Consider the following 24188-nt stretch of genomic DNA (forward strand, 5'->3'; position numbering starts at 1 on the left):
CGGCTGACGGATGTTGCGCGAACATGACAGGCCTGCGGAAAGCAAAAAAGGCCACCGTCATGGTGGCCTGAAGTGCCCCGCAGGGCAACGGGACACGCCGCTCAGTCGAGCAGATCCATGTAGTCCTTGCGCGTATAGCCTGCCATGCGGGTCCACGGCAGCGTCGCCGGCAGCGCCTGCGGCGCGACAGTGATCCGGCTCCAGCTACTGCCGTCGTCGCGGCCCGATTCGATCGACAGCGGCAACTGCCTGGCGGACGACCAGAGCACACGCACGTACTGCTTGTTCTGGCGCTGCTCGTACCAGCTCGCGCCATCCGGCGCCGGCTTGGCGACCCTGGTCATCTTGTCGAGCTGTTTACGATCGACCAGCGTCGCCGCAGCCTGCCACGAGCCGTCAAAACCGACTTGGGCGTAGTCGCCCTTGCCCATGACGATGACGGTTTTCTGGGCCGGGCGAACGAAGTTCAGCGCCACCACGCCCTTGGCATCGAGGTAGACATACTTGGCCGCGGTCGCGAAGTTCATGTCGTGATGGTGGTCGTGCTCGCCACCGTGCTCACCCTCGTGGACGGATTCGGGCAAGGCATTGGCCGGAACGATGCGCTCGCTCCAGACATTGTCCTTGCTGCGCAGCCAGCGCTCCTGAAAGCGGGTCTGCTTGGTCACCCCTTCGGCCGTCACCACCCGGCTTTCATAGGTGATCGTGGCGGCTGCATCGGGCAACGCAGCGGCGTGGGCCAGTGGCGTTGCCAACAGGGCGAAGCAGAACAAACTGCGAACGGACATGGGAATCCTTGAAGCATCAGCAATAAAAAACGCGCGGCGGCAGGCGCCGCCGCGCCGGAACGACACGATCAGAAGCCGTAAGCCTGCTTGATCAGCCCGAACACCTTGGTGTTGTCGAGCGTGCCCTTGAAGGCCTTGGCGCCCGCCCCGGTGGCCAGCAACTTGACGTCGCCACCGCCATGGGTTTCCGAACCGTTGATCTTGATGCCGGTTTCCTGCAGGTAGTCGTCGTGCAGCACCTGGGTCTTGTCGGCGTTGCCTTCGATCAGGGCGGTACGCACCGGCTTGCGGTTCGGGCCGTTGCCGAAGACGAGGGTGGTGTAATTATTCCCATCCGCGTCCTTGGCCTCGGAGCCGTCCTTGTAGTTCTTCACCGTGCCGAGGATGTTGCTGCCCCGCTTGCCGTAACCGTTGATGGTCATCGTGTGGTCGTGGTCGGCCGTGACGACGATCAGCGTGTTCTTCAACCCCGGATCGCGCTTGTTCATTTCGTCGAGCGCGACCTTGATCGCGTCGTCGAATGCCACCGTGTCTTCGAGCACGCGCTTGGCGTTGGTGCCGTGCAGCGCATGGTCGATCCGGCCGCCTTCGACCATCAGGAAGAAGCCGTTGCTGTTCTTGGCCAGCACCTCGATCGACTTTTGCGTCATCTCGGCCAGACTCGGCTGATTCAGCGCGCCCTTGGTCCGGTCCAGCTCGTAGTCCATGTGATCCGGCGTGAACAGCGCGAACAGTTTGCTGGTCGACGCGGCATTCACCGCCTTCAGCTCGGTGCCGGTCGCCGCGTAGGTGTAGCCCTTGGCCTTCATCTCGGCGATCAGATCGCGGCCGTCGGTACGCTTGCCACCCGATGCGGTCGGCAGGAAGAACTTGGTGCCGCCGCCCATCAGCACGTCGAGGCCGTCGCCGAGCTTGCTGTTGTAACCGGCGCCGCCCGGTACTGCCTGCGCGGCGATGGTGTTTTCGGCATCACGGTGGCAGACGTGCGAGTACGTCGCCGCCGGGGTCGCGTGGGTGATGCGGGTGGTGGTGATCGAACCGACCGCCTTGCCCTTGGCCTTGGCGATTTCCAGCAGGGTGTCGACCGGCTTGCCGTTGCTGCCCGGGCAAGTGCTGTCGGTGCCGCTCAGATAAGCCTTGCCGGCGCCGTCGGCGGCCTTGGTGTCGGACGACATCGAGATCACCTCGTTGTTCATCTTTACCCCGGTCATGTACGCCGACATCGACGGCGCCGAGTCGGTGGTCTGGGCATCGTTCGAGAACGTCTTGATCCGCGCGGTACGGTCAAGCTTGTCCATGTTCAGGCTGCCCTCTTCCTTGTACTTGTAGATGCGCGAGGCGGTGACCGTGGCCGGGCCCATGCCGTCGCCGAGGAAGAAGATCACGTTCTTGGCTTCGCCTGCAGCCTGGGCGCCCTGCGCCAGCAGGGTCAGGCAGGCGGTCGCGATCAGCGATTGTTGAATGCGTTTCATTGGTCCGTCTCCCTGACTCAGATGCCCGAAGCCTGACGCAGCAGGCTGAATACATTGGTGTTGTCCATCGTGCCGTGGAACAGGTCGGCGTTGTTGCCGATGGCACCGAGGAAGACGTCGGTCCCGCCGTGGGTTTCGCTGCCGGCCGCCACGCGCACTACCGCTTCCTGGTGGTAGGTGTTGGCGAACACGGTTGCGTCGTCGAGCGCGGCAAAGTTCTTGCGATCGCCGGCCGGGCGGTTTTCACCGTTGCCGAAGCCGATGATCGTGAACGGCATGCCGTCCGAATCCTTGGCGATCTGGCCGTCGCTGTAGTTGCGCACGAGGCCGAGCACGCCCGGATTGCCGGCCGACGATTTGCCGGTGCGGGCGGCATAGCCGTTCAGTACCAGCGTGTGGTCATGGTCGGCGGTGACGACGATCAGCGTGTTTTTCAGCTCCGGATCGGTCTTCTTGGCTTCGGCGATGGCCGCCTTGATCGCGTTGTCGAACGCCACCGTGTCCTGCAGCGCCTTTTTGGCGGTGGTTTCGTGCAGCGCATGATCGATGCGGCCACCCTCGACCATCAGGAAGTAGCCCTTGCCGTTCTGCTTCAGCGTCTGCATCGCCTTGGTCGTCATTTCGGCGAGGCTCGGTTCCTTGCCCGCATCGCGGTCAAGGTCGTAGCTCATGTGGCTGGAGGTGAACAGGCCGACCAGCTTCTTGGTCCTGGCCGGGTCGATCGCGTCGAACTCGGCCTTGCTGGCCGCGTAACTGTAGCCCTTGGTCTTGAGTTCGGCGGTCAGATCACGACCGTCGACGCGCTTGCCACCGGCGGCCACCGGCTGGAAGAACTGCCGGCCACCACCGAGCAGCACGTCGACGCCGTCGCCGAGCTGGCTGTTGAAGCCGGTACCACCCGGTACGAACTGCGCGGCGATGTCGTTCTCGGCGTCACGGTGGCAGACGTGCGAGTAGGTCGCCGCCGGCGTCGCGTGCGTGACGCGCGTGGTCGTGACGACGCCGGTGCCGTAGCCGGCCGCCTTGGCCAGCTCGAGGAAGGTCTGCACCGGCTTGCCGTTGGCCGTGCCACAGTTGCCGGTCAGGTCCTTGGTCGGATCGACGGCCTTGGTCTCCTGGCTCATCGAGATGACTTCGTTGTTCATCTTCACGCCGGTCATGTAGGCCGACATCGACGGCGCCGAATCGGTGACCTGGGCATCGTTGGAGAAGGTCTTGATGAACGCGCTTTCCGGCAGCGTATCCATCGTCAGGTCGCCGTCTTCGCCGACGGAATAGATGCGCGCGGCGGTCATGGTCGTCAGACCCATGCCGTCACCGAGGAAGAAAATGACGTTCTTTTGTGCCGCCACCGGCGCCGGGGTCGGCGCGGGTGTGGGCGTCGGCGCAGCCGTGCTGCTGTCGCTGCTGCCGCCGCATGCAGTCAGGGCGATGCTGATAGCGCTCGCCAGTAGATATTTTTTCATGAAAGCCTCCCTGTTTTTAGGCGTCGCCAGCCTAAAGGGGAGGGATTGCATGCAAACTAAGCTTTCATGAAGGAATGAAGACGCTGTCTGCAATCATCCGGTCATCGACGCGGAAACGAAAACGGGACGACCGCAGTCGTCCCGTTCCGCGATCAGGGCCGAAGCCCGAACGCCAGCTTAGTGGTGATGGCCGTGTTCGCCGTGCACGTGACCGTGGGCGATTTCCTCGCCGGTGGCTTCGCGGACGTCGACCACGTTGCCGACGAAGCGGATCTTGATGCCGGCAAACGGGTGGTTCGCGTCGACGGTGACCTTGTCACCGGCAATTTCAACGACACGGAACAGCAGCACGTCGCCGGTCTGCGGATCATCGGCTTCGAACATCATGCCGACTTCGACTTCCTGCGGGAACACGTCCTTGTCTTCCGAACGGATCAGTTCCGGCTCGTGCTCGCCAAATGCGTCGTCGGCTTCCATGACCACGTCGATGCTGTCGCCGACGGTCTTGCCTTCCAGCGCTTCTTCCACCAGCGGCAGGATGTTGTCGTAACCACCGTGCAGGTAGGCGATCGGCTCTTCGGTCTTGTCGAGCTGCTTGCCTTCGAGATCGAACATTTCATAGTTCAGGGTGACGACGGAATTCTTGGCGATTTGCATTCGGGCTTATCCTAGAGATTGAACAAGGGTGAGTATTTCGGCCGCGTGACCTTTCGGCGTGACCTGATAAAAAGCGTGGCGGATCAGGCCCGCCTTGTCGATGACGAAAGTCGAGCGCGCTATGCCATATCTTACCACGTCGCCCACCTGCCACTCGCGCAGCGCATGGTAGCGGCGGCTGACTTCACCTTCCGGGTCCGACAGGAGGTCGAACTCGATCCCCTCTTCGTCGATGAACAGCTCGTGCGCCATGCAGTCGTCCATGCTGACGCCCAGAACGATGGCATCGTGCCTGGCCAGTGCGGCGACGCGCTCGCTGAACTCCACCGCCTCGGTAATGCCGCCCGGCGTGTGATCCTTGTTGAAGAAATACAGCACGACATGCTGGCGGCCACGGAAATCGGACAGTTTGACCGAGTCCATGCCGGCATCGGGCAGTTCGAAGTCAGGCGCCATCTCGCCAGGGTTCAGCATGCAAGCCTCCCGCGGTGCGATAATCTCGTCATTCTCACAGTCGTTATAGTGTCCAGCCATGCCCATGCAACTTCTCGGTGGCATCACGCCCGAACAATTCCTCGCCGAATACTGGCAAAAAAAGCCGCTCCTGATCCGTCAGGCGTGGACCGATTTTCCCGAGCTGATCGATCTGGCCCGGCTCACCGAGCTGGCCGGCAGCGACGATGCCGAATCCAGGCTCATCCAGATCCGCAACGGCAAGTACGAACTCGAACACGGCCCGATCAGCGAGCGCCGGCTGCAGAAGCTGCCGGAAACCGACTGGACGCTGCTGGTCAGCAACGTCAACCACCACGTCGACCACGTCAGCGAACTGCTGTACCGCTTCAACTTCCTGCCCTATTACCGGCTCGATGACCTGATGATTTCGTACGCGCCACCGGGCGGCACGGTCGGCCCGCATTACGATTCGTACGACGTGTTCCTGCTGCAGGTCGGCGGCAAGAAGCGCTGGCAGATTTCCAGCGACGATGCGGGCAATTTCGTCGAGGACGCACCGATCCGCGTCCTCAAGGACTTCAACAGCGAGCAGGAATGGGTGCTCGAGCACGGCGACATGCTCTACCTGCCGCCGAAGTATGCGCATTACGGCGTCGCACTCGAACCGGGCATGACCTATTCGATCGGCTTTCGCGCACCGAAGACACAGGAAATCGCCGGCAAGTTCCTCGAGTTCGTTCAGGACGAACTGTGCCTCGACGGCATGTACGCCGATCCGGACCGCAAGGTACGGGCGCATCCGGGCGAAATCGACGACGACTTCATCGCCAGCATGGCCGCCATGCTCAAGCAGATCGAATGGGACGACGCCACCGTGCGCCGCTTCGTCGGCCGCTACTTCACCGAGCCGAAGCCGCACGTGTTCTTCGATACGCCGGACGACCCGCTCAACTTCGACGATTTCGCCGCGCAGGTCGCCGAATCGGGCGTGGTACTCGATCTGAAAACGCAGATGCTGTTCGAAAGCGAACGTATTTATATCAACGGCGATGAAATCGCCGCCGAGCCCGGCGCACATCCCGTGCTGCAACAGCTCGCCGATGCGCGCGCCCTGCCCGCAGGCGAGTACGACGACGATGTGCTCGAAGCTCTGTACGCCTGCTACGACTATGGCTTCCTTCACCCTGCCGGCTGACCCGCCGGTCGCCATCGACCGGCATCGCGACTACGCCGATGCGTTTGCCACGCTGATCGCATCGGCACGGCGGACGCTCTGGCTGGCCGAGGACGACTTCCGCATTGCCGATCTGGGCAGCCGCGCGGTGTGCGACGCCCTGTGGGCGTTTTTCGTCCACGGCGGCGAATTGAAACTGGCGGCGTGGCGCACCGGTTATCTGGCCAGCGACGCACCGCGTTTCATCCAGCTGCGCGACCGCTTCGGCCATCGCATGCAATTGTTGCGCGTTGCGGAGGATTGTGGCCTGGCGGCACAAGGACTGGCGATCGCCGATGCGCAGCACTATCTGAAGCGTCATCACGCCGACTGGCCGCACGGTGAACTGGGCAGCAGCGCCGCCAATGTTGCCCTGCTGCAACAGCAATTTGACGAACTGTGGGTCAACGCAAGACCGGAGTCTGCCTGGAACCGTCTGTACATCTAGGGCGGTCCACATCCGACATCATGTCGTCAGCATCAAGCCAGAGCACGCCAGCGCTGGGCTCCGGTCGTCAGACACCAGCGGCAAGCATCGGGTGTGCGGGCGACGATCACCCGTTTTGTACAAGTTGTTGCAATTGGCAGGCAATACGATGCACCCGAAGCCACCGCTTGCCTACCTTTTTGCAAAAAACGTTGTTAGAATCTGGCCCTGTCGGTCGTCAAGTGATGCCTAACTGCTTTTAGAAGCCATCGATCAACGGTCGATAGCTTTAGTGGTTTTTTGTCCAACTCGTCTTTATTCAAAGGTTTAAAAAAATGAAACAGTCTCTGCTCGTTGCTGCCCTGCTCGCCGTTGCCCTGACCGCTTGCGGTAAGAAAGAAGAAGCTCCGGCTGCTGCTTCGGCTGTTGTTGAAGCTTCGGCTCCGGTTGAAGCTGCTGCTTCGGAAGTTGCTTCGGCTGTTGAAGCTGCTGCTTCGGACGTCGCTGCTGCTGCTTCGGAAGTTGCTTCGGCTGCCAAGTAAGTCAAGCAAGCTGCAACGAAAAGCCGACCGCAAGGTCGGCTTTTTGCATTTCTGCCCCCTTCATCCCGCCTCCTCCTGCCCATGTCCACCCAGATCCTGTTGCCCCGCTGGCTGATTCAGATCGAAACGCACGAAGTGCTGACCGGCCACGCGCTGGTCATCAAGCAGGATCGCATTGCCGCCATCCTGCCCGCCGCCGACGCCTTCGCCCGTTACCCGGACGCCGAACGCGTCGACCTGCCCGAGCATGCCTTGCTGCCGGGTCTGGTCAATCTGCACACGCATTCGGCGATGACCTTGCTGCGCGGCTATGCCGACGATCTGGCACTGATGGACTGGCTCAACGATCACATCTGGCCGGCCGAGGGCGCACATGTCTCGGACGAGTTCGTTTTCGACGGCACGCAGCTGGCGATTGCCGAAATGATCCGCGGCGGCACCACCTGTGCCAATGACGGGTATTTCCATCACGGCGCCGTCGCGCGCGCCGCACTGGCCAGCGGCTTCCGGATGATGGTCGGCTGCTCGATCCTCGAGTTTCCGACGCCCTACGCCGCCGATGCCGACCAGTACATCCGCCGCGCACTGGACTGCATCGACGAGTTCACCGGCGAATCGCTGGTCGGCTTCACGCTGGCGCCGCATGCGCCGTACAGCGTCAGCGATGCCACCTTCGGCCGGATCATCACCCTCGCCGATGAACTGGGTCTGGGCATCCACTGCCACATCCACGAAACGCAGGACGAAATCGACGACAGCCTGCGCCAGCACGGCGTGCGCCCGCTCGAGCGCCTGGCCCGGCTCGGCCTGCTCGACAGTCCGCTGATCGCCGCGCACATGGTGCACACCACCGATGCCGAAATCGCGCTGCTGGCACAGCGCGGCGTCCATGTTGCGCACAACCCGGCATCGAACCTCAAGCTGGCCTCGGGCTTTGCCCGGATCACCGACCAGCTCGCCGCCGGCATCAACGTCGGCATCGGCACCGACGGTGCCGCCAGCAACAACAAGCTCGACCTGTTCGCCGAGCTGCGGCTCTCCGCCCTGCTGGCCAAGGGCCAGAGCGGCAATCCGACCGCCTTGCCGGCATGGCAGGCACTGGAAATGGCGACGATCAATGGCGCGAAGGCGCTGGGCTGGGATGACCGGATCGGCAGCCTCGAAGTCGGCAAGCAGGCCGATGTGATTGCCGTCGATCTGTCGGCACTCGGCACCCAGCCGGCTTATGACCCGGTATCGCACCTCGTCTATGCCGTTGACCGCAATCAGGTCAGCCATGTGTGGATCGCTGGCGTGCCGCAGCTGGTTGCCGGCGAACTGACACGCTTCAAGCAGGCCCAACTCGTCGCCAACGCCCGGCGCTGGCAAGCGCGCATCGCACCGCGCTGAGCATTACGGTTCAGCAGCGGCAGCGCTCGGGGTAAACTGGCGGCCTGACCGCATCGAAATCCCGCCATGACCGATACCGCTGCCCCGCTCGACGCTGCCCCGATCAACGCAGATCAAGCCGAAATCGCCAAATTCTCCGCCCTTGCCCACAAATGGTGGGACAAGGACGGCGAGTTCAAGCCACTGCACCAGATCAACCCGCTGCGCTTGCAGTTCATTACCGACCATGTCGCGCTGACTGCGCAAAAGACGATCGACGTCGGTTGCGGCGGCGGCATCCTCAGCGAGGCGCTGGCGCAATCGGGCGCGCAGGTCACCGGCATCGATCTGGCGGAAAAGTCGCTCAAGGTAGCCAAGCTGCACCTGTTCGAATCGAAGGTTTCGGTCGACTACCGCTGTGTCGCGGTCGAAGCGCTGGCCGACGAAGTACCGGAAAGCTTCGACGTCGTCACCTGCATGGAAATGCTCGAACACGTACCGTCGCCGGCGAGCATCGTCGCCGCCTGCGCCCGACTGGCCAAGCCGGGCGGCTGGGTGTTCTTCTCGACGCTGAACCGCAATCCCAAGGCCTACGCACTGGCCGTGATCGGCGCCGAATACCTGATGGGCCTGCTGCCGCGCGGCACGCACGACTACGCCAAATTCATCAAGCCGTCCGAACTGGCGCGCATGACCCGCACCGCCGGGCTGGAAACGGTGACCGTCAGCGGTATGAGCTACAACCCGATTTCCGGCATCGCCGCCTTGTCCGACGACGCCGACGTCAACTATCTCGTCGCCTGCCGCAAGCCGCTGTAACCCACTGGACACCGCCATGATCCGCGCCATTCTGTTCGACCTCGACGGCACGCTCGCCGACACCGCGCCCGATCTGGGTGCCGCGCTGAACCGCCTGCTGGTCGAGGAAGGCCGCCCCGAACAGCCGTACGATGCGATCCGGCCTCTGGCATCCCACGGCGCACGCGGGCTCATCGGACTCGGTTTCGGCGTCGGCCCGGACGACGCCAGCTTCAACGCGCTGCGCGAACGCTTCCTCGCCCACTATGCGACCGCGCTGTGTGAACACACGGTGCTGTTTGACGGCGTGGCCGAGCTGATCACCGCCATCGGCGCGCGCGGCCTGCCCTGGGGCATCGTCACCAACAAGCCGGGGCGCTTTACCGACCCGCTGGTGCGCGAGCTGCCACTGCCGGTGCAACCGGGCTGCGTCGTGTCCGGCGACACCGTCGGCGTCGCCAAGCCCGACCCGAAGCCGATGCTGCACGCTGCCGAACAGCTGGGCGTTCCGGCCGCCAGCTGCCTCTATGTTGGCGATGCCGAACGCGACATCGAGGCCGGCCGCCGGGTTGGCATGAAAACGGTGATCGCCGATTACGGCTACATCAGCGTTGACGACCAACCGACCGCCTGGGGCGCGGACCTGCGCATCGCCCATCCGCTCGACCTGCTCGCGCATTTGCCCGACTGAGCCGGCTCACGAGAAAAAGCCCCGCATGCCGGGGCTTTTTTTCAATGGGTATGCTGGATCAGCGATTTACATCGACGATGAAACGACCACGATGTCGGCCGGCAATGATGTCGGCCGCTGCGCCAAAGGTGTCGGCCAGCCCGATTTCGGTGCTGGCGCTGGCAAGCAGCGCCGGATCGATCAGCCCGGCCAGCAGGTCCCAAGCCTCCTGCCGCTGCGCCCGCGGTGCGTAGACGCTGTCGACGCCGTACAGCGTCACCCCGCGCAGAATGAACGGCGCGACGGTCGCCGGGAAATCCATCCCCCCAGCAAGGCCGCATGCCGCCACCGCGCCATCGCGGCGCACCTGTGCGCAGGCATTCGCCAGCACATGGCTGCCGACCGAATCGACGACGCCGGCCCAGCGCTCTTTCTGCAGCGGCTTGCCGGCGCCGGACAAGCCAGTCCGGTCAATCACCTCGGCTGCACCGAGCGTACGCAGGTAATCGGCCGCATCCACCTTGCCGGTGACCGCCACCACCTCGAAACCCAGCTTGGCCAGCAGCATCACCGCCACCGAACCGACACCACCGGTCGCTCCGGTCACCAGCACCGGGCCGACGCCTGGCGTGAGCCCGTGCTTCTTCAGTGCCTGCACGCACAGCATTGCCGTATAGCCGGCGGTGCCGAGTGCCATCGCATCATGCGCGCTCAGACCGGACGGCAGACGCACCAGCCCTTCGGCCGGTACCCGGGCACGTTGTGCCAGCGCCCCCCAGGTCGTCTCGCCGCAGCCCCAGCCGTTGAGGATCACCTTTTCGCCCGGTGCAAAATCGAGCGAATCCGATTCGAGTACCGTGCCGACCGCATCGACGCCGGCCACCATCGGAAACTGCCGCACCACCGGACCACTGTCGGTCAGCGCCAGCGCATCCTTGTAATTCAGCGTCGAATAGTCGACACGGAGCGTGACGCCGCTGGCAGGCAACCGCGCCTCGTCCAGCTCCGCCAGCTGCGCCTTGAATTCGCCGTCCCGTGTCAGATAGACCGCCTTGAACATCCGTCCTCTCCTGCAACGCCCGAACCGGGCCATGTCCAACGATAAACCGAACCGCGACGGCACGTCCTTATCCAGCGCAAGATTTCCGCTGCGCCCTTCTTGCACAAACGCGGTATAATCACCTCGCTACATCTGGGGCCGCCATGGTTTCGACGGGGGTTACAAAGCGGATGAGGGCATGCCGGGATTTCAGTCACCCCGTAAAACGCTGAAAATTCTTAGTCGCAAACGACCAAGACTACGCTCTCGCTGCTTAATCGCGCGGGACTCTGCACTACTTCTCTCATCGGGTAGGCCGGGCAACCGGCAGCAGAGTCATTTAGATGGGATCGCTTCGGCTCGGGTTACTTGAGACGGGGCTAAATCTAAGGTAACTCGCTGGTGCCAAGCCCGTCGGTTGGCGTGTCACCGGTTAAAAGTACTCAAATGAGCCAGACTACGCATGTAGATCTCTTCGTGGAGGGCTTTCGGACGCGGGTTCGACTCCCGCCGGCTCCACCAGACACTCTTCCAAGGGCATCCGAGGAAGTACATCAAACCCCTGTAAAGCCTAGCTTTCAGGGGTTTTTTCTTTCCAGCGCAATCCAACTTCGTCCATGGGCAGCCAGCATTCTTGGGGGTACATTTGGGGGTACACCCCTTGATCATTGGGGTACCCCGAAAAATGTACCCCTAAAAACGATACCCCTCATGGCACGCCCAACCAAACCGTTGACCGATACCGAATGCAGGAATGCAAAGCCGGCGGACAAAGACCGAAAACTGTTTGATGGCGGCGGGCTGTTCCTCCTGATCCGCCCGACCGGGAGCAAGCTCTGGCGCCTGAAGTACACACGCCCGACTGGCTCCGAGTCGCTGCTATCGTTCGGCGCCTATCCAGAACTCTCCCTGACCGCTGCACGCACCCAGCGGGATGAAGTTCGCGCATTGCTCACCAAAGGCATAGATCCGCAGGTATAGCGGCAGCAGGATAGGGAAGCCGCTGCACTTTCTGCTGAAAACTCGTTTGAAGCGGTCGCCCGGGCATGGTTTGCAAAATTCATGACCGGCAAATCAGCAGGCTCGACCACCTGCCATGTATGAACGCTGGCTCTCTCTCGCCATGGCCCTCTTCTCCTCCCTACTCGTCACCGGCATCGCCTGATTTGGTTGCAGGTACATCAGCCCTCTAGCGACACCATCCGCTCTCCGCACCGACCTCGTGGCAGGCTAAGGCATCCCAATCCGCCTCGCTCTGCCCTATTCCGATGCCACGGAGCACGCGCCAGCCAATGGCCACCTCAGCGGAACAAATCATTTCGCATGGGCCACCTTATTTGCTTACTTTAAACAAAAGCTTCATATAAAATCACCCGCAAATTTCTTTCTATTTTGTGCAGGTTGCCATGCAACTGGACCAGATGCTGGCAGCCTTCGCCAGTGCATTTAATCAAGATCGTCGGCTACTTTCTTTGCAGCTTGGCGACGATGGATTGTTTGGCGAGCGGCTGTTACCGCAGACGCTGAGAGCCGACGAAGCGCTGTCCAAGCCGTACCGCTACGAACTCGAGTGCCTGTCGCCTGATGCAGACATTGAGCTCAAAACGCTACTGGGCCTGCCGGCCGAGCTAGGCATCGAGACTGCCGACGGCGGCAGCGTGGTGCGTACCGGCATCGTCACCGCTGCACGATCCTTGGGGTCGGATGGCGGCTTTGCCCGCTACGGTCTGACCATCGAGCCGCCGCTGGCCCTGTTGCAACATCGCCGAACCAGCCGGGTCCATCAGGACCTGAACGTTCCGGACATTGTCAAAGCGATCATCGCCGAGCACGCGGCCAGTAATCCGGTCTTCCAGTCGCACTTCGCGGTCGAGTTCGAACTCAGCCAGACCTACGCACCCCGGAGCTATTGCCTGCAGTACCGCGAGAGCGACCTCGACCTCATCCAGCGATTACTGAATGAAGAGGGACTGAGCTACCGTTTCGTTCACGAGGGCGGCGAAACACCCAAGGTCACAATGCGGATGTTCGACGATGCCTATGCGTTGCCGCAACTGGCGCAAGCCAGCATCCGTTTTCACCGCGCCGATGCCACTGAAGAAGACGATACCCTCACGGCATGGCACAGCCGTCGCCAGCTCGGCAGCAACAAAGTCAGCCTGACCAGCTTCGATTACAAGCCGACCCGGACACAGGATGCCGGCGACGGTAGCCGGACCGAGCAAGGTAACGGCTCGCAAGCTGAAGCCAGTTTGGAAGACTACGATGCACCGGGCCTGTATTACGGCGATCCGGAGCAGCTGCAGCGCTACGCTCAATTGCGCCAGCAGGCCCACGACCTGAACAAGAAGGGCTTTAGCGGCGAAGGCACGGTACGCGGTCTGGAACCCGGCCAGTGGTTCACGCTGACCGACCACCCTGCACATGACTTGGATGCACCGGAAGACCGTGAATTCACCGTCACCGGGTTGCGTTTCACTGCCAACAACAACCTGCCGACCGACCTGAGCCGTTTGCTGTCGTCACTGCAGGGGGCGAATCAAGACAACCAGGCAAAACCGTTTACTGCCCAGTTCGACGCCCAGCGTCGCGGGATTCCGCTCACACCGGCCTACGCCCATACCAACGCAGCCAAACCGACCAGCCTTGGCAAGCAAACCGCGACGGTGGTCGGCCCCGGTGACGGTGAAGTGCACACCGACGAACTCGGCCGCATCAAGGTGCAGTTCCACTGGCAACGGACTCAGGAACACCCCGAGTACGGCGCCAATCTCGACGACAAGTCGTCCTGCTGGCTGCGCGTCGCCATGCCCTCGGCCGGTGCCGGCTGGGGCCACCAGTTCATCCCTCGCGTCGGTCAGGAAGTGCTGGTCGACTTCCTTGAAGGTGACATCGACCGGCCGCTGGTCACCGGCGTCGTCTACAACGGCAGCCACCCGGTGCCGGCGTTCAGCGGCGCCGGCTCACTGCCGGCCAACAAGACCCTCTCCGGCATCAAGACCAAGGAACACGGTGGCGGTCAGTACGGCGAACTGCTGTTTGACGACACCCAGGGCGAAGTCCGCACCAAGCTCAGTTCCGAACACGGCAAGACCCAGCTCAACCAGGGCTTCCTGATCCACCCGCGCTCCGACGGCAAGGGCACACCTAGAGGCGAAGGTTTCGAACTCAGAACCGACCGGCACGGCGTGATCCGCGCCGCCAACGGCCTGCTGATCACGTCTGAGGCCGCCAATGGCGCCGGCGGCAACCAGCTCGACCGCAGTCAGGCGCAATCGCAACTCGACGCCGCATTCGAGCTCGCCAGCAGCCTCGGCGACGTCGCCACCCATCAGCTCGCCGACACGGTCGAAACCGGCCCGGAAACGATCAAGGACAACGCCAAGGCCGCCAAGACCCAGCAAGGCCACCTGCATCACCTGAAGGAAGCGCTGGAGAGCTGGGCCAACGGCACGAACACATCAAAGGACGCAAAAGGCGACCAGGCCGGCCAGCAAGCCCTGATCGTCGTCAGCGCCCCGGCCGGCCTCGCCCAGACCACGCCCAACAGCCAGGCGATCGCCGCCGGCAGCAACCTCGACCTGATCGCCCAGCGCGACACCCAGCAGACCTCGGGCCGACGGTGGATTCACAACGTCGGCGAACACATCAGCCTGTTCGTCAGCGGCGTCAAAGACCAGATCGCGCTGAAGCTGATTGCCGCCAAGGGCAAGGTGTACTTGCAAGCACAAGCCGACAACATCGACATCAATGCGGCCAAGGATATCCAGCAGACGGCGAATCAGAAAATTACGGTAAATGCCGGTCAGGAAATCCTGCTGACCGCCGGAGGCGGCTACATCCGGCTCAAAGGCGGCAACATCGAGATCCACTGTCCTGGGAAGATCGATGTAAAGGGTGCAAGCCACAGCTTCGACGGTCCTGCATCGCTGAACAGTGCATTACCGTCCGCCCCGCCACCAAAGGAACGCTACCACGAGCAGTTCGTCGTGACCGACAAGCACTCCGGCCTGCCCATGGTGCACACGCCGTACCGCATCGAAACGGCAGACGGCAAGGTATTCCATGGCGTAACCGACGGGGAAGGCAGAACCAGCCGCATCCATACCGCATCCGCTCAGCAACTGAAGCTCTTCCTGGATTGATCCGATGGCATATCAGCGCTCCACTACTTCCACGCCCCCTGCCGATCAATCCAGCCAGCCTGTCACCGATGGCAACACCAATCCTCGCCCGGACTCCGTGGTCGCGACCCAGGCTGAACAAGTGCTGCTATTTCTTCGTCCCGAAACGGGCGAAGTGATTGGAGTACCTCCACCAGATACCGCCGAGCTGCGCATTCACTATCACCGCTGGAGTGAGCTGGTACGCGACTACCACAACGCAAACGCGCTGCTGTTCGACTGTGAAGAGCGCCTCCAGGTCCTGGCAGCTGCCGAAGCCAACAACGAAGTACTGCCCCCCGGCATCAAGGACGAAGCGGACAGCAACTGGAAGTTCGCAGTGAAGTGGCGTGATGAAGCCAACCAGAAACTGCGTGAAGAGATGAAACCGCTCGCCAGCACTGCCGGCTCCGGTAAAAAACTGGTGGAACTGATTCCGCTGATGAGCAACGAAGGCGACAAACCGTACGCCGTAACCAAGAAGAATGAAGGCCCGAAGTTCGACGCAGGCAAGGCCAAGCAGTCTTGGGGCGTTTCTGCCGGTGCCGGGTTGAAAGACCACTACAAGTATCCCAAGGACCTGCCTGAAAAGCTCATCTATGTTCGTTCAGACCGACTCAAGGAAGGCTGGCCCAAGTTCAAGGAAGCCGAGAAGACCAAGTGGGACGAAGTCTACAAAAAGGACGCCAACGGCAAGCGCAAGCTCGATGAGGCCAAGCTGAAGAAGTACACACGCGAACAGGTCAAGCAGATCAAGATCAACAGCAAGGACTTCGTCAAGATCGACTACGAAAAGTGCGACAGCATCCTTGGCGATTGGGGAAGGAAGTGGAACGAAGACCATACGGTCAAGCACTCGGCCAGTGTGACCGTTGGCGGAAAGCAAGTTGCCGACATTGACCTTAGCGCCCAGGCTGCGCTGATGCGCTATCTGTATGGTGGCAGCCTGAACGCGACGTTTGACCCGTTCAATACCGGCGTATCGTTCAAGGCCGAGGGCAAGGCCGAAATCTCGCTCGCCGAAGCCAAGGCGGCCGCGGACCTGTACTTGCCTGCCCGCGACGGCATCCTGATGTGTCTGTATGACCTGGAGGGCAAAGAGTACCCGCTGGGTGCGATCCGGCTTCAGATCGGCGCAGCCCTATCCGGTGTTGTCGGCGCCAGCATTGCGGCCGAGGTGTCGCTTGGCGTCGAAATGAAGGACAAGGAACTCCCGAAGGCCAAGGGCAAGCCCGGGGGCAAGAACAAGAAGCGCGCCAAGAAAATGAACGTCTCGCCGACGGAACCGACCAACGTCGCAGGCGCTGATGCCGAACTGAACGCGTTTGCCGGCGCCAAGGCTGATGTCGAACTCAAGGGCGCGATGCAATGGCGCAATCCGGAGTCCAAGGAGAAAACCTTCGAGGCCTTGGCCACTATTGCACCCGCTGCAGGTGCACAAGCCGGGATTGGCGCATCAGCCAAGTTCACGGTGCAGTATGCTGATGGTTTGTTCAAGATCACGGCCCACGCCAGCCTGTGCATCGGTCTTGGTGCGGAAGGTGCAATCTCGCTTGAAGTGAATGCGGTGCAATTGGCATCCTTCATGATCTGGTTCAACTATCAGCTGTACCACGCCAATTATCGAAGCGTCGAGATCATTGCCAACACTGCGTTCCGGGCCGCCCAGGACATGACTTTCCTGGCAATACAGACCGGCCAGGATATCTCCAAATTTTTGGGGCAAGCAAACCGGGAGCTTAGCGAACGAGTGACTGCCACTGCGGCGGCACTGGAGAAAGCCGAGGCGCGCCAAAAACTGGCAAAACGAATCCTGGCAACGCCGTTTGCATTGAAGCACTGCCCCCCCGAAACCCGTGGCATGCTGATCTATCAACTATCACGCCACGGTTCAGCCGATGCAGTGGTTACCGGTGGCGGTGTGGGTGACAGGTATCTATCGACTCAGCGCAAAGCGATTCTGCATGTGCTTCGCCAAGCACAAACCAAGGCAGATATTGACAATATCATCCAGCACATCGGGCCGCGTGGCGAAAAAGGCAGCTTCGATAACAAACTGGCCAGCCTGAAAGCCTTCTTCAAGCTGGAGTTCGTTGGGAACCTGGAGGTGCCGCTCATAGAAAGTCACTATGACGATCAGTTTCGCGAGCACTATGAATCGCTTCCCGGCAAAGGGATGGGAGACGGCAAACTCGCGCAGCTGGGCGGTGATTTCGGCGAATGGTACGACGGCGTTTATGCCAGCCTGAAGGATGAGCCTACGCGTGGCCTACCCATGGTCGCCAACAACACGACTGAATACAAAGTTCAGCGGCTGCAGGAAGATCACCCGCTATTTGCAGCAACCGGTAGCAATGCGTACTACGCATGATTCAAAGCGGAAATCGCATCCACTTTGCCCGCTCGCCTAAAATACTGGTCGCGGTTTGGTCGTATTCGCCACGCAACGCCAGTTGCTGTCGACAACAGAGGCAGGAACGAGTTTTTTAGGATTGTCCCAGTCTTTTCTAAGCACCAACGGATCACGTGCCCGGCGATAGGTGGTAATACCGGAGCCCCCCAAACTGTCACCATTCGGCCAGCCGCGCGCCACCTTCTGCGTTCCAGTTGTCGGCCCCTTGGGGTCTGTTTTGGGCGAACGGGCATAGTAATCGGCGGCATACCAGTCCAAGGTCCACTCCTCGCCGTCATGGCTCAGGTCGTAGAGCCCGAGCGGGTTCGGTGGAAACAAGCCGATCGAGTACGGCCGAAGTGCGCCCAGCGTACCGGTTGGATCAGGGATAGGACTCAGTAACGGGAACTGATCAGGGGATCCGGGCACGTTGCGGCCGTGATCGATGTTGCCGTTGTCCGTGGGAAATACGAAGTTCTGGCCGCGACTGCGTGCCGCGAACTCCCATTGCGCTTCTGTCGGCAGGTCGAACGGCAAACCGGTCAGTTTGCCAAGCCATTGGCAGTAATCCCGTGCGCGCTGCCAGAGCGCACCTGCGGGCACGATCGGATGACGAAGGGCTTGATCGTATTTGCTGGTAGCAGTCCGCACGGTGCGGGTGGCATCGGTATAGGTATCGAACTCCGCGTACGTTGTCTTGTAGCGACTGATATAAAAGCCGGTCAGTTGCACCGTATGCACGGGTCGGCTATCGGCCTTGGGTACATAAGGTCCCCAGTCCCCCATATCAAAGGTGCCACCCTCGACAAACACCAAGTCGTTTACCACCTTGCGCTTCAGGTTCGCAGTCCGCTGCACCAGCGGCCCCTCTGTCACGCCTTTAAGTGCCGCCGCCAGCTCCGGCGCTTGCGTCAACTTAGGAAGCGCCAACACTGCATCGCCGACAATTTCGGGGCTGGTGGATGGCTTGGGAGGTGGTGTAACCGCTGCCCAACCAGCAAGAGAAAGTCCTGCGGTCAGTGCCGTGATCAACGCCCTTTGCATCCGCAACATCTGTTTTGCCCCGTGAAAATGGTATCTTTTACGCCTGACTAGGCTGGTCATGTTATACCACGGCATGAGCAAGAAACCGCCCAGACTAGGTAACGCGCACTCGTAGCGTGTGAACGACGCAATAGAGCTTCTTGGGTGCACATCGGTCCAGTGACACTCGATATCTGGCATGCGAGACCTGCACCTGATTTCTGCCCTCGTACGCTATGGCCAACCGGTCTGGCCAGTCCAATACGACGGCGAGGAAACGCTTTCAGAAGGCGTTCTACCAATCTACTCCATGGTGGGGAGCGTCAGGCACTGGCCGCCGTACAGCAATGGAGAGGCCGCATCATCGACTAAGTCCCAGTATTCAGCCCGAACGAGTGCGCAAAACTTCTCTGAGCATTAGCACGGGGATTAAGAAAATGCATCGGGTGTCAAGCTTGGCTCATAAAGTACCCATGCATCCTTCCATGTGACTACCGTCCCGCCAACCGGCAGTTTTGTTGTAAGCCCGGTATTTTCCCACGGCGGCACACACGGCGTTTTATCCAGCCAAAACTGCACACTTCTCTGGACCAATGGATTGTTCCGATTACGATAAATCCAGCGCAACTCGGAATGAGTGATGGTCCTCAACTTGTCCTCCCCCGCATTCGCCTTGCCAGCTGGCGAATCCTGCGCCAAAACCCGATGACTCGCATCCTCGAACCGATGGGTTTTGGTCACAACAGCGGCCATATCCAGATCATCAAGCACAAAATGTATGTTTCTTGCCGGGTGGACAGGATCAGCGTTCTTTTTGATGGTCCATTCCATGCCAAATTTCGATTTGGCACGCCAGGCAGAGTTGGATTCAACCTCTTTCGCCTTATCTGCAAAAACGGCTTCATTCATGCCAAAACGCCCTAGCGAATCAAGATACCGCCCGTATTTTGGATGGGCAGCCAACTCACCCCGGAAGTTGCCAAGCTCCCTAATGAATTCAAATGCAACCGCTTTTCGGTCCGACCTTCTTTTCTGCGCCTCGTCAATTTTTCCCTGATTGTATTTTGGGTCGTACGCAATCGTTTCCGCAGCGTACGCCTGGTCATATTCCATGATTTTTTGCGAGAAGGTCTCGCCGCGATAGTGATCAACCGTAGTGGCGACAAATTCAACCTTGGTATCTTTACTTAAAATCAAATTCGCACCGAAGAACTTGATGATCAATCCCGTTCTGGATGGAGCAAGGCCATAAATAAGGTCGCCCTTGGTAAAATACTCTCTGAATGGTGGAGCAAATGGCATTATTTTTTCCAAGTCGCTGATTCAACTGAAACGCACCCACCCGAATGCGCCAAAGGCCCGACGCTTTCTCTTACTTCAGCCATAGATGCGGAGGCCGTCCTCTTGAGGCGCAACGACGAGCCTGAACATGAACTGGGCTTCATGCAGCGCCGAAACGACCACCTCCTCAAAACCAGCGATGTTGCCCCAGTACGAAATGCCCCAGTTGCATTCATGCATCCCAGCGTCACACCACTGCGGTGTTGGCACTTTGATGTAGGCCCCGCGATCAACGACCAGGGGGTTTTGATTGAGGCTTCGGGAGATCCACACCTGAATTTGCTCAGCAGATACCGCAGTCCTAGCCATGCCGCCTCCAAAATTATTATGAATGTAAGTGTCACGAAACAATATCTACACCCTCAACTAAGCCGTGGTCAAGAGATCGCCGAGTACTCCCGCGAGCGCGACACCTTCATCGGGTATCGGCCTACCGCCAACGGGCACCTGATACCTGCGGCAAAAAGGCAGGCTGGAGCCCTGACGATCCGCGCTTGGGTCTATCGCTGAGCTGCACGCTGAAGACGGTGCGGAACATTCTCATCCCGCTCCGCCATGTCCTAGCGCAAGCGTTGAACGACGACATCATCGATGTGCAATCCGCTCGACAAGGTTGTGGCCGAGAAGCAGGTCGACGAGGAAAAGGCCGACAGCGACCGCGAGGTGGATCCGCTCGACGCAGTCGTGCATGAAGCGACTCTACGGGCGGCCGATGGCCAGGCGCGAACTCCAGGTAGCCGAGCTGGTTTCGTTACATGCTGGAGAGGTCAATCCAGCGGCGAAGGGAATGCAGTTCGACAAATTGCCTTGAACAGCAACGGGCCCGGCGCGTAGAGTGCCGGTTCGGGGATGGCATTCCCCCGTGAACCGCCCTTGGGGCTAATGATGCCTACATCGTTCCTGGTCCTCCCAGGGCGGCGTAGCTGCATCCACTCCGTCCCCAACAGGTCCAGGCCGTCACTCCGCCACCTCCGGACCTGTATGAAATTTTCTCTCTATTCCGAACAGATCGAGCTGCTGCTGCACCTCGCCAAATGGGCGCTGCTTGCCAGTGCAGTCGCCGTGCTGGCCGGTACGGCATCCGCGTTTTTCCTGTTCGCCCTCGACTGGGCAACGGCCACACGGAACGCACGCCGCGAACTGGTCTGGCTGCTGCCAGTGGCCGGTTTCGTTGTCGGCTGGTTCTACCTGCGATTCGGCCACGAGGTCGAGGCCGGCAACAATCTGCTGATCGACGAAATCCATGATCCCCGCAAAATCGTTCCGCTACGGATGGTCCCACTGGTACTGGGCGGCACGGTAATGTCGCATCTGTTCGGCGCTTCGGTGGGACGTGAAGGCACCGCAGTACAGATGGGCGGGACGTTGGCCGATCAGGTGACGCGCTGGCTGGGGCTGGATCGTACGGACCGGAGCATCATGCTGATGGCCGGGATCAGCGCTGGTTTCGCATCGGTGTTCGGCACGCCGCTGGCCGGTGCAGTGTTCGGGCTCGAGGTACTGGCCATCGGCAAGCTGCGTTATGACGCCTTGCTGGCGTGCACCGTGGCCGCCATCGTCGCCGATCAGGTCGGGCAGCGCTGGGGCGTGCGTCACACCCACTATGCCATTGCGACCATTCCGCCGATCTCGCTCTGGCCACTGCTGGGCGTTGGTCTGGCAGGCATCGCCTTCGGACTGGCCGGCAAGGTGTTCGCCGATACGACGCACTGGCTCGGCGGCTGGATGAAACGCCACATTGCCTATGCGCCGTGTCGACCGCTGCTTGGTGGGCTGATCGTTGCATCGATCGTCTGGTTTGCCGGTGCGGACCGTTACATCGGCCTCGGCATTCCGACCATTGTCGAAGCCTTCCGGCAACCGCTGCATTGGCACGATTCCGCCGCCAAGCTTGGCCTGACCGTGCTGTCTTTGGGCAGCGGCTTCAAGGGGGTGAAGTCACGCCGCTGTTCTATATTGGCGCGACCCTGGGCAATGCGCTGGCACCGCTGCTGCATCTGCCGTTTCCGCTACTGGCAGGCGTCGGCTTTGTTGCCGTGTTTGCCGGCGCGGCCAATACACCCATTGCATCGACGCTGATGGCGATGGAACTGTTCGGCGCCGAGATCGGCGTCTATGCCGCAATCGGCTGTGTCGTCGCCTACCTGTTTTCCGGCCACACAGGGATTTACCGCGCCCAGCGCATCGGTACCAGCAAGCTGCGCCATGTACCCGAAGGCATGAAACTGGGCGAGGTGCCCACCTACCGTCGTCGGGTGTGGCAGCGTGCAGTGGTGCGGAAAACCGGGCGAAAGATTTAGGGTGCAGTGTTTCGTTTGTCCTCCCGGCCGAGGAAAAGCGGTGGACTTGCCTTGCTGGCTGATGCATCCGGTTGGAACCCGGCGCATCCGTACATCTATTGCATCGGCAACGTCACAACCGCATTCAGCCCACCGAGCGCCGAATCGCTCAATGTCACCGAGCCCCGATGGGCATCGGCGACGGCGCGGACGATGGCCAGCCCAAGGCCGCTGCCGACACCGGTGCTGCCGGGGCGGCGGTAGAAGCGCTCGAACACCTGTTCGCGCTCGGCGGCCGGAATGCCCGGGCCGCTATCGGCGACGCTGAGTTGCGCCCTCGCCTCGCCACCCGCCTCGGTGCGGCGCAGCGCAACGTCGATCCGCCCGCCACGCGGGGTATAGCGGATGGCATTGCCGACAAGATTGGCAATCAGCGAACGCAGTGCATCGGCATCACCCGATACCCGAATGTCGGCATCGATCTCGGCCGCGCCCAGATCAAGTCCTGCGGCAATCGCCAAAGGGGCCTGCTCGGCCAGTACATCGGTCACGATCGGCGCCAGCATCAACAGTTCATGGTCGGATGCCGCCTCGTGGCGGGCCAGCGTCAGCAACTGGTTCAGCACGTGACCGGCGCGTGCCAGCCCGGCCTTGAGTTCGGAAATCGCCGCGGTACGCGAAGCATCGTCGGGCGCGCGTTCCAGACTCGCGAGCTGCAGCTGCAGCGCGGCCAGCGGTGTGCGCAGCTCGTGCGCGGCATTGGCGGTGAAGGCGCGCTGCGAGGCCAGCGCGTCGCCCAGTCGGCCGAGCAAGCGATTGGTTTCGTCGATCAGCGGCTGAACCTCGTCCGGCGCCAGATTCGGCAGCGGTGCCAGTGCGTCCGGCGTACGCGCGGCAACCTCGCGGCGCAGCGCTTCCAGCGGCCGCAGCGCCCGTCCGATTACCCACCATGCGCCGAGCAACAGCAGCGGCAAGGCAATCAGCAGCGGCACCGTGGTGCGCCACGCGGTATTCAGGGCCAGTCGGTCGCGCGTGCGCATCGGCTGGGCGATCTGGATCACCTTGCCTGGTACGGTAACGGCATAGGTACGCCAGTCGCCCTCGCTGGTCGCGGCAATGGCGTAGCCGAGCTGGACCTGCGCAGGCAGCACGCGGTGCGGATGCGAGTAATAGAGCTGCACGCCGTCCGGATCCCACACCTGGATGACGAAATCGAAACCGGCCGTGGTCCGCAGCGACGAACGCCCGGGAATGAAGGTCTGGTTCACCACCGACAACGCCAGCTGGCGCAACTGGTAATCGAACAGCTCGTTGGCCTCGTTGCGGGTACGGTGAAATGCCAGCGCCGCAGCCACGGCGATGACCAGTGCCATGCCGCCAAGCAGCATCAGCAGCAATTGGTGCCGCAAGGATTTCATGTCATCTCCGGCGGCTGTTTCGGCACGTAATAGCCGACGCCGCGCAGATTCAGTATCCACGTCGCGCCGAGCTTGCGCCGCAATGCATGGATGTGGACTTCGACCGCGTTGCTGGCGACCTCCTCGTCCCAGCCGTAAAGGCGGTTTTCCAGTCGCGTGCGCGACAGCGGCGTACCGGGTTTTTGCAGCAATTCGAACAGCAGGGAATACTCGCGCGCCGACAGCATCACCTCGCGCTCCCCCAGCCAGACCTGATGGCTGGCCGGATCGAGCCTGAGCGCACCGTGTTCGAACAGCGGGCTGGCACGACCGGCATGCCGGCGCTGCACTGCGCGGATGCGCGCCAGCAACTCGTCGAAATCGAACGGTTTGACGACGTAATCGTCAGCCCCGGCATCCAGCCCGGCGATGCGGTCGGCCACGGCATCCCGCGCGGTCAGGATCAGCACCGGTGTGGCCGCACCGCGCGCGCGCAGCTGGCGCAGCACGGTCAGTCCGTCGGCACGCGGCAGGCCCAGATCGAGCAGCACCAGCCCATATTCCTGCTGCTGCAAGGCCAGATCGGCGGCCACGCCGTCCGCGGCTCGATCGACGCTGAAACCGGCATCACGCAGCCCGGACTCGAGGTGCCGGGCGATCATGTCGTCGTCTTCCGCCAGCAGCAGTCGCATGAGTC

The 24188-nt window shown here is 61.4% G+C and carries 20 protein-coding genes, 1 other RNA gene, 1 pseudogene and 1 riboswitch; of the genes and pseudogenes, 11 read left to right on the plus strand and 11 right to left on the minus strand.

Going from position 1 to position 24188, the window contains the following annotated elements:
* Positions 1–101: 101 nt before the first annotated feature.
* From JMJ54_RS03605 to JMJ54_RS03625, 5 genes are all read right to left on the minus strand, one after another.
* Positions 102–788, minus strand: coding sequence for a hypothetical protein (locus JMJ54_RS03605; protein ID WP_203536568.1), 687 nt, complete (start codon positions 786–788; stop codon positions 102–104).
* A 68-nt stretch (positions 789–856) separates the two neighbouring features.
* A complete protein-coding gene (locus tag JMJ54_RS03610) occupies positions 857–2260 on the minus strand; it encodes an alkaline phosphatase (RefSeq protein ID WP_203536569.1) in 1404 nt (467 codons plus the stop codon).
* Between the two features lie 17 nt (positions 2261–2277).
* Positions 2278–3726: an alkaline phosphatase gene (locus JMJ54_RS03615; RefSeq protein ID WP_203536570.1), complete on the minus strand. Its 1449-nt coding sequence runs from the start codon at positions 3724–3726 to the stop codon at positions 2278–2280.
* 177 nt (positions 3727–3903) lie between these two features.
* Positions 3904–4383, minus strand: a complete 480-nt coding sequence (locus tag JMJ54_RS03620) for an FKBP-type peptidyl-prolyl cis-trans isomerase (RefSeq protein ID WP_203536571.1) — start codon at positions 4381–4383, stop codon at positions 3904–3906.
* A gap of 6 nt (positions 4384–4389) precedes the next feature.
* Entirely contained in the window at positions 4390–4857 is a 468-nt protein-coding gene (locus tag JMJ54_RS03625) for a peroxiredoxin (RefSeq protein ID WP_238999844.1), read from the minus strand.
* A 58-nt stretch (positions 4858–4915) separates the two neighbouring features.
* Between JMJ54_RS03625 and JMJ54_RS03630 the strand changes: the two genes are divergently transcribed.
* The 6 genes from JMJ54_RS03630 (at position 4916) to JMJ54_RS03655 (ending at position 9878) form a co-directional block, all read left to right on the plus strand.
* Positions 4916–6034 (plus strand): ribosomal protein uL16 3-hydroxylase, encoded by a 1119-nt coding sequence (locus JMJ54_RS03630; RefSeq protein ID WP_203536572.1) that lies wholly within the window; start codon positions 4916–4918, stop codon positions 6032–6034.
* Complete coding sequence (locus tag JMJ54_RS03635; RefSeq protein ID WP_203536573.1) at positions 6009–6500, plus strand: DUF7931 domain-containing protein; 492 nt, start codon at positions 6009–6011, stop codon at positions 6498–6500. Before JMJ54_RS03630 ends, JMJ54_RS03635 begins: the two co-directional genes overlap by 26 nt.
* 314 nt (positions 6501–6814) lie before the next feature.
* Entirely contained in the window at positions 6815–7021 is a 207-nt protein-coding gene (locus JMJ54_RS03640; RefSeq protein WP_189458766.1) for a hypothetical protein, read from the plus strand.
* Positions 7022–7102: 81 nt separating this feature from the next.
* Entirely contained in the window at positions 7103–8410 is a 1308-nt protein-coding gene (locus JMJ54_RS03645) for a TRZ/ATZ family hydrolase (protein WP_203536574.1), read from the plus strand.
* 66 nt (positions 8411–8476) lie between these two features.
* Complete coding sequence (gene ubiG, locus JMJ54_RS03650; protein WP_203536575.1) at positions 8477–9208, plus strand: bifunctional 2-polyprenyl-6-hydroxyphenol methylase/3-demethylubiquinol 3-O-methyltransferase UbiG; 732 nt, start codon at positions 8477–8479, stop codon at positions 9206–9208.
* Between the two features lie 16 nt (positions 9209–9224).
* Positions 9225–9878 (plus strand): HAD family hydrolase, encoded by a 654-nt coding sequence (locus JMJ54_RS03655; RefSeq protein WP_203536576.1) that lies wholly within the window; start codon positions 9225–9227, stop codon positions 9876–9878.
* Between the two features lie 58 nt (positions 9879–9936).
* On the opposite strand, the gene acuI is transcribed toward JMJ54_RS03655, so the two are convergent.
* Positions 9937–10917: an acrylyl-CoA reductase (NADPH) gene (acuI, locus tag JMJ54_RS03660; protein WP_203536577.1), complete on the minus strand. Its 981-nt coding sequence runs from the start codon at positions 10915–10917 to the stop codon at positions 9937–9939.
* Between the two features lie 134 nt (positions 10918–11051).
* Between acuI and ssrA the strand changes: the two genes are divergently transcribed.
* From ssrA to JMJ54_RS03680, 4 genes are all read left to right on the plus strand, one after another.
* Positions 11052–11418: a transfer-messenger RNA gene (gene ssrA / locus JMJ54_RS03665) on the plus strand.
* Positions 11419–11607: 189 nt separating this feature from the next.
* The gene (locus JMJ54_RS03670) at positions 11608–11877 is read left to right on the plus strand and encodes an integrase arm-type DNA-binding domain-containing protein (protein ID WP_203536578.1); all 270 of its coding nucleotides are present in this window, start codon (positions 11608–11610) and stop codon (positions 11875–11877) included.
* 425 nt (positions 11878–12302) lie between these two features.
* Positions 12303–15041 carry a type VI secretion system Vgr family protein gene (locus JMJ54_RS03675; protein WP_203536579.1) on the plus strand — a complete coding sequence of 913 codons (2739 nt, stop codon included), beginning with the start codon at positions 12303–12305 and terminating at the stop codon, positions 15039–15041.
* A gap of 4 nt (positions 15042–15045) precedes the next feature.
* The gene (locus tag JMJ54_RS03680; protein ID WP_203536580.1) at positions 15046–17430 is read left to right on the plus strand and encodes a hypothetical protein; all 2385 of its coding nucleotides are present in this window, start codon (positions 15046–15048) and stop codon (positions 17428–17430) included.
* 36 nt (positions 17431–17466) lie between these two features.
* Here JMJ54_RS03680 and JMJ54_RS03685 read toward each other — a convergent pair whose 3' ends face one another.
* The 3 genes from JMJ54_RS03685 to JMJ54_RS03695 all read right to left on the minus strand — a co-directional run bounded on the left by JMJ54_RS03685 (position 17467) and on the right by JMJ54_RS03695 (position 20124).
* Positions 17467–18555 carry a formylglycine-generating enzyme family protein gene (locus JMJ54_RS03685; protein ID WP_203536581.1) on the minus strand — a complete coding sequence of 363 codons (1089 nt, stop codon included), beginning with the start codon at positions 18553–18555 and terminating at the stop codon, positions 17467–17469.
* A 348-nt stretch (positions 18556–18903) separates the two neighbouring features.
* On the minus strand, positions 18904–19776 hold the full coding sequence (locus tag JMJ54_RS03690; RefSeq protein WP_203536582.1) for a hypothetical protein: 873 nt from the start codon (positions 19774–19776) through the stop codon (positions 18904–18906).
* Between the two features lie 75 nt (positions 19777–19851).
* The gene (locus JMJ54_RS03695; RefSeq protein ID WP_203536583.1) at positions 19852–20124 is read right to left on the minus strand and encodes a hypothetical protein; all 273 of its coding nucleotides are present in this window, start codon (positions 20122–20124) and stop codon (positions 19852–19854) included.
* Between the two features lie 527 nt (positions 20125–20651).
* A riboswitch (Fluoride riboswitch) is annotated at positions 20652–20714 on the plus strand.
* 82 nt (positions 20715–20796) lie between these two features.
* Between JMJ54_RS03695 and JMJ54_RS03700 the strand changes: the two are divergent.
* Positions 20797–22115, plus strand: a pseudogene (locus JMJ54_RS03700) (voltage-gated chloride channel family protein).
* A gap of 95 nt (positions 22116–22210) precedes the next feature.
* On the opposite strand, the gene JMJ54_RS03705 reads toward JMJ54_RS03700, so the two are convergent.
* Together JMJ54_RS03705 and JMJ54_RS03710 are read right to left on the minus strand one after the other, a co-directional pair.
* Positions 22211–23512, minus strand: coding sequence for an ATP-binding protein (locus JMJ54_RS03705; RefSeq protein ID WP_203536584.1), 1302 nt, complete (start codon positions 23510–23512; stop codon positions 22211–22213).
* Positions 23509–24183, minus strand: a complete 675-nt coding sequence (locus JMJ54_RS03710; protein ID WP_203536585.1) for a response regulator — start codon at positions 24181–24183, stop codon at positions 23509–23511. The genes JMJ54_RS03705 and JMJ54_RS03710 overlap by 4 nt, the downstream gene beginning before the upstream one ends.
* Between the last annotated feature and the right edge of the window lie 5 nt (positions 24184–24188).

Source organism: Jeongeupia naejangsanensis, assembly GCF_016865585.1.
GTDB lineage: Bacteria > Pseudomonadota > Gammaproteobacteria > Burkholderiales > Chitinibacteraceae > Jeongeupia > Jeongeupia naejangsanensis.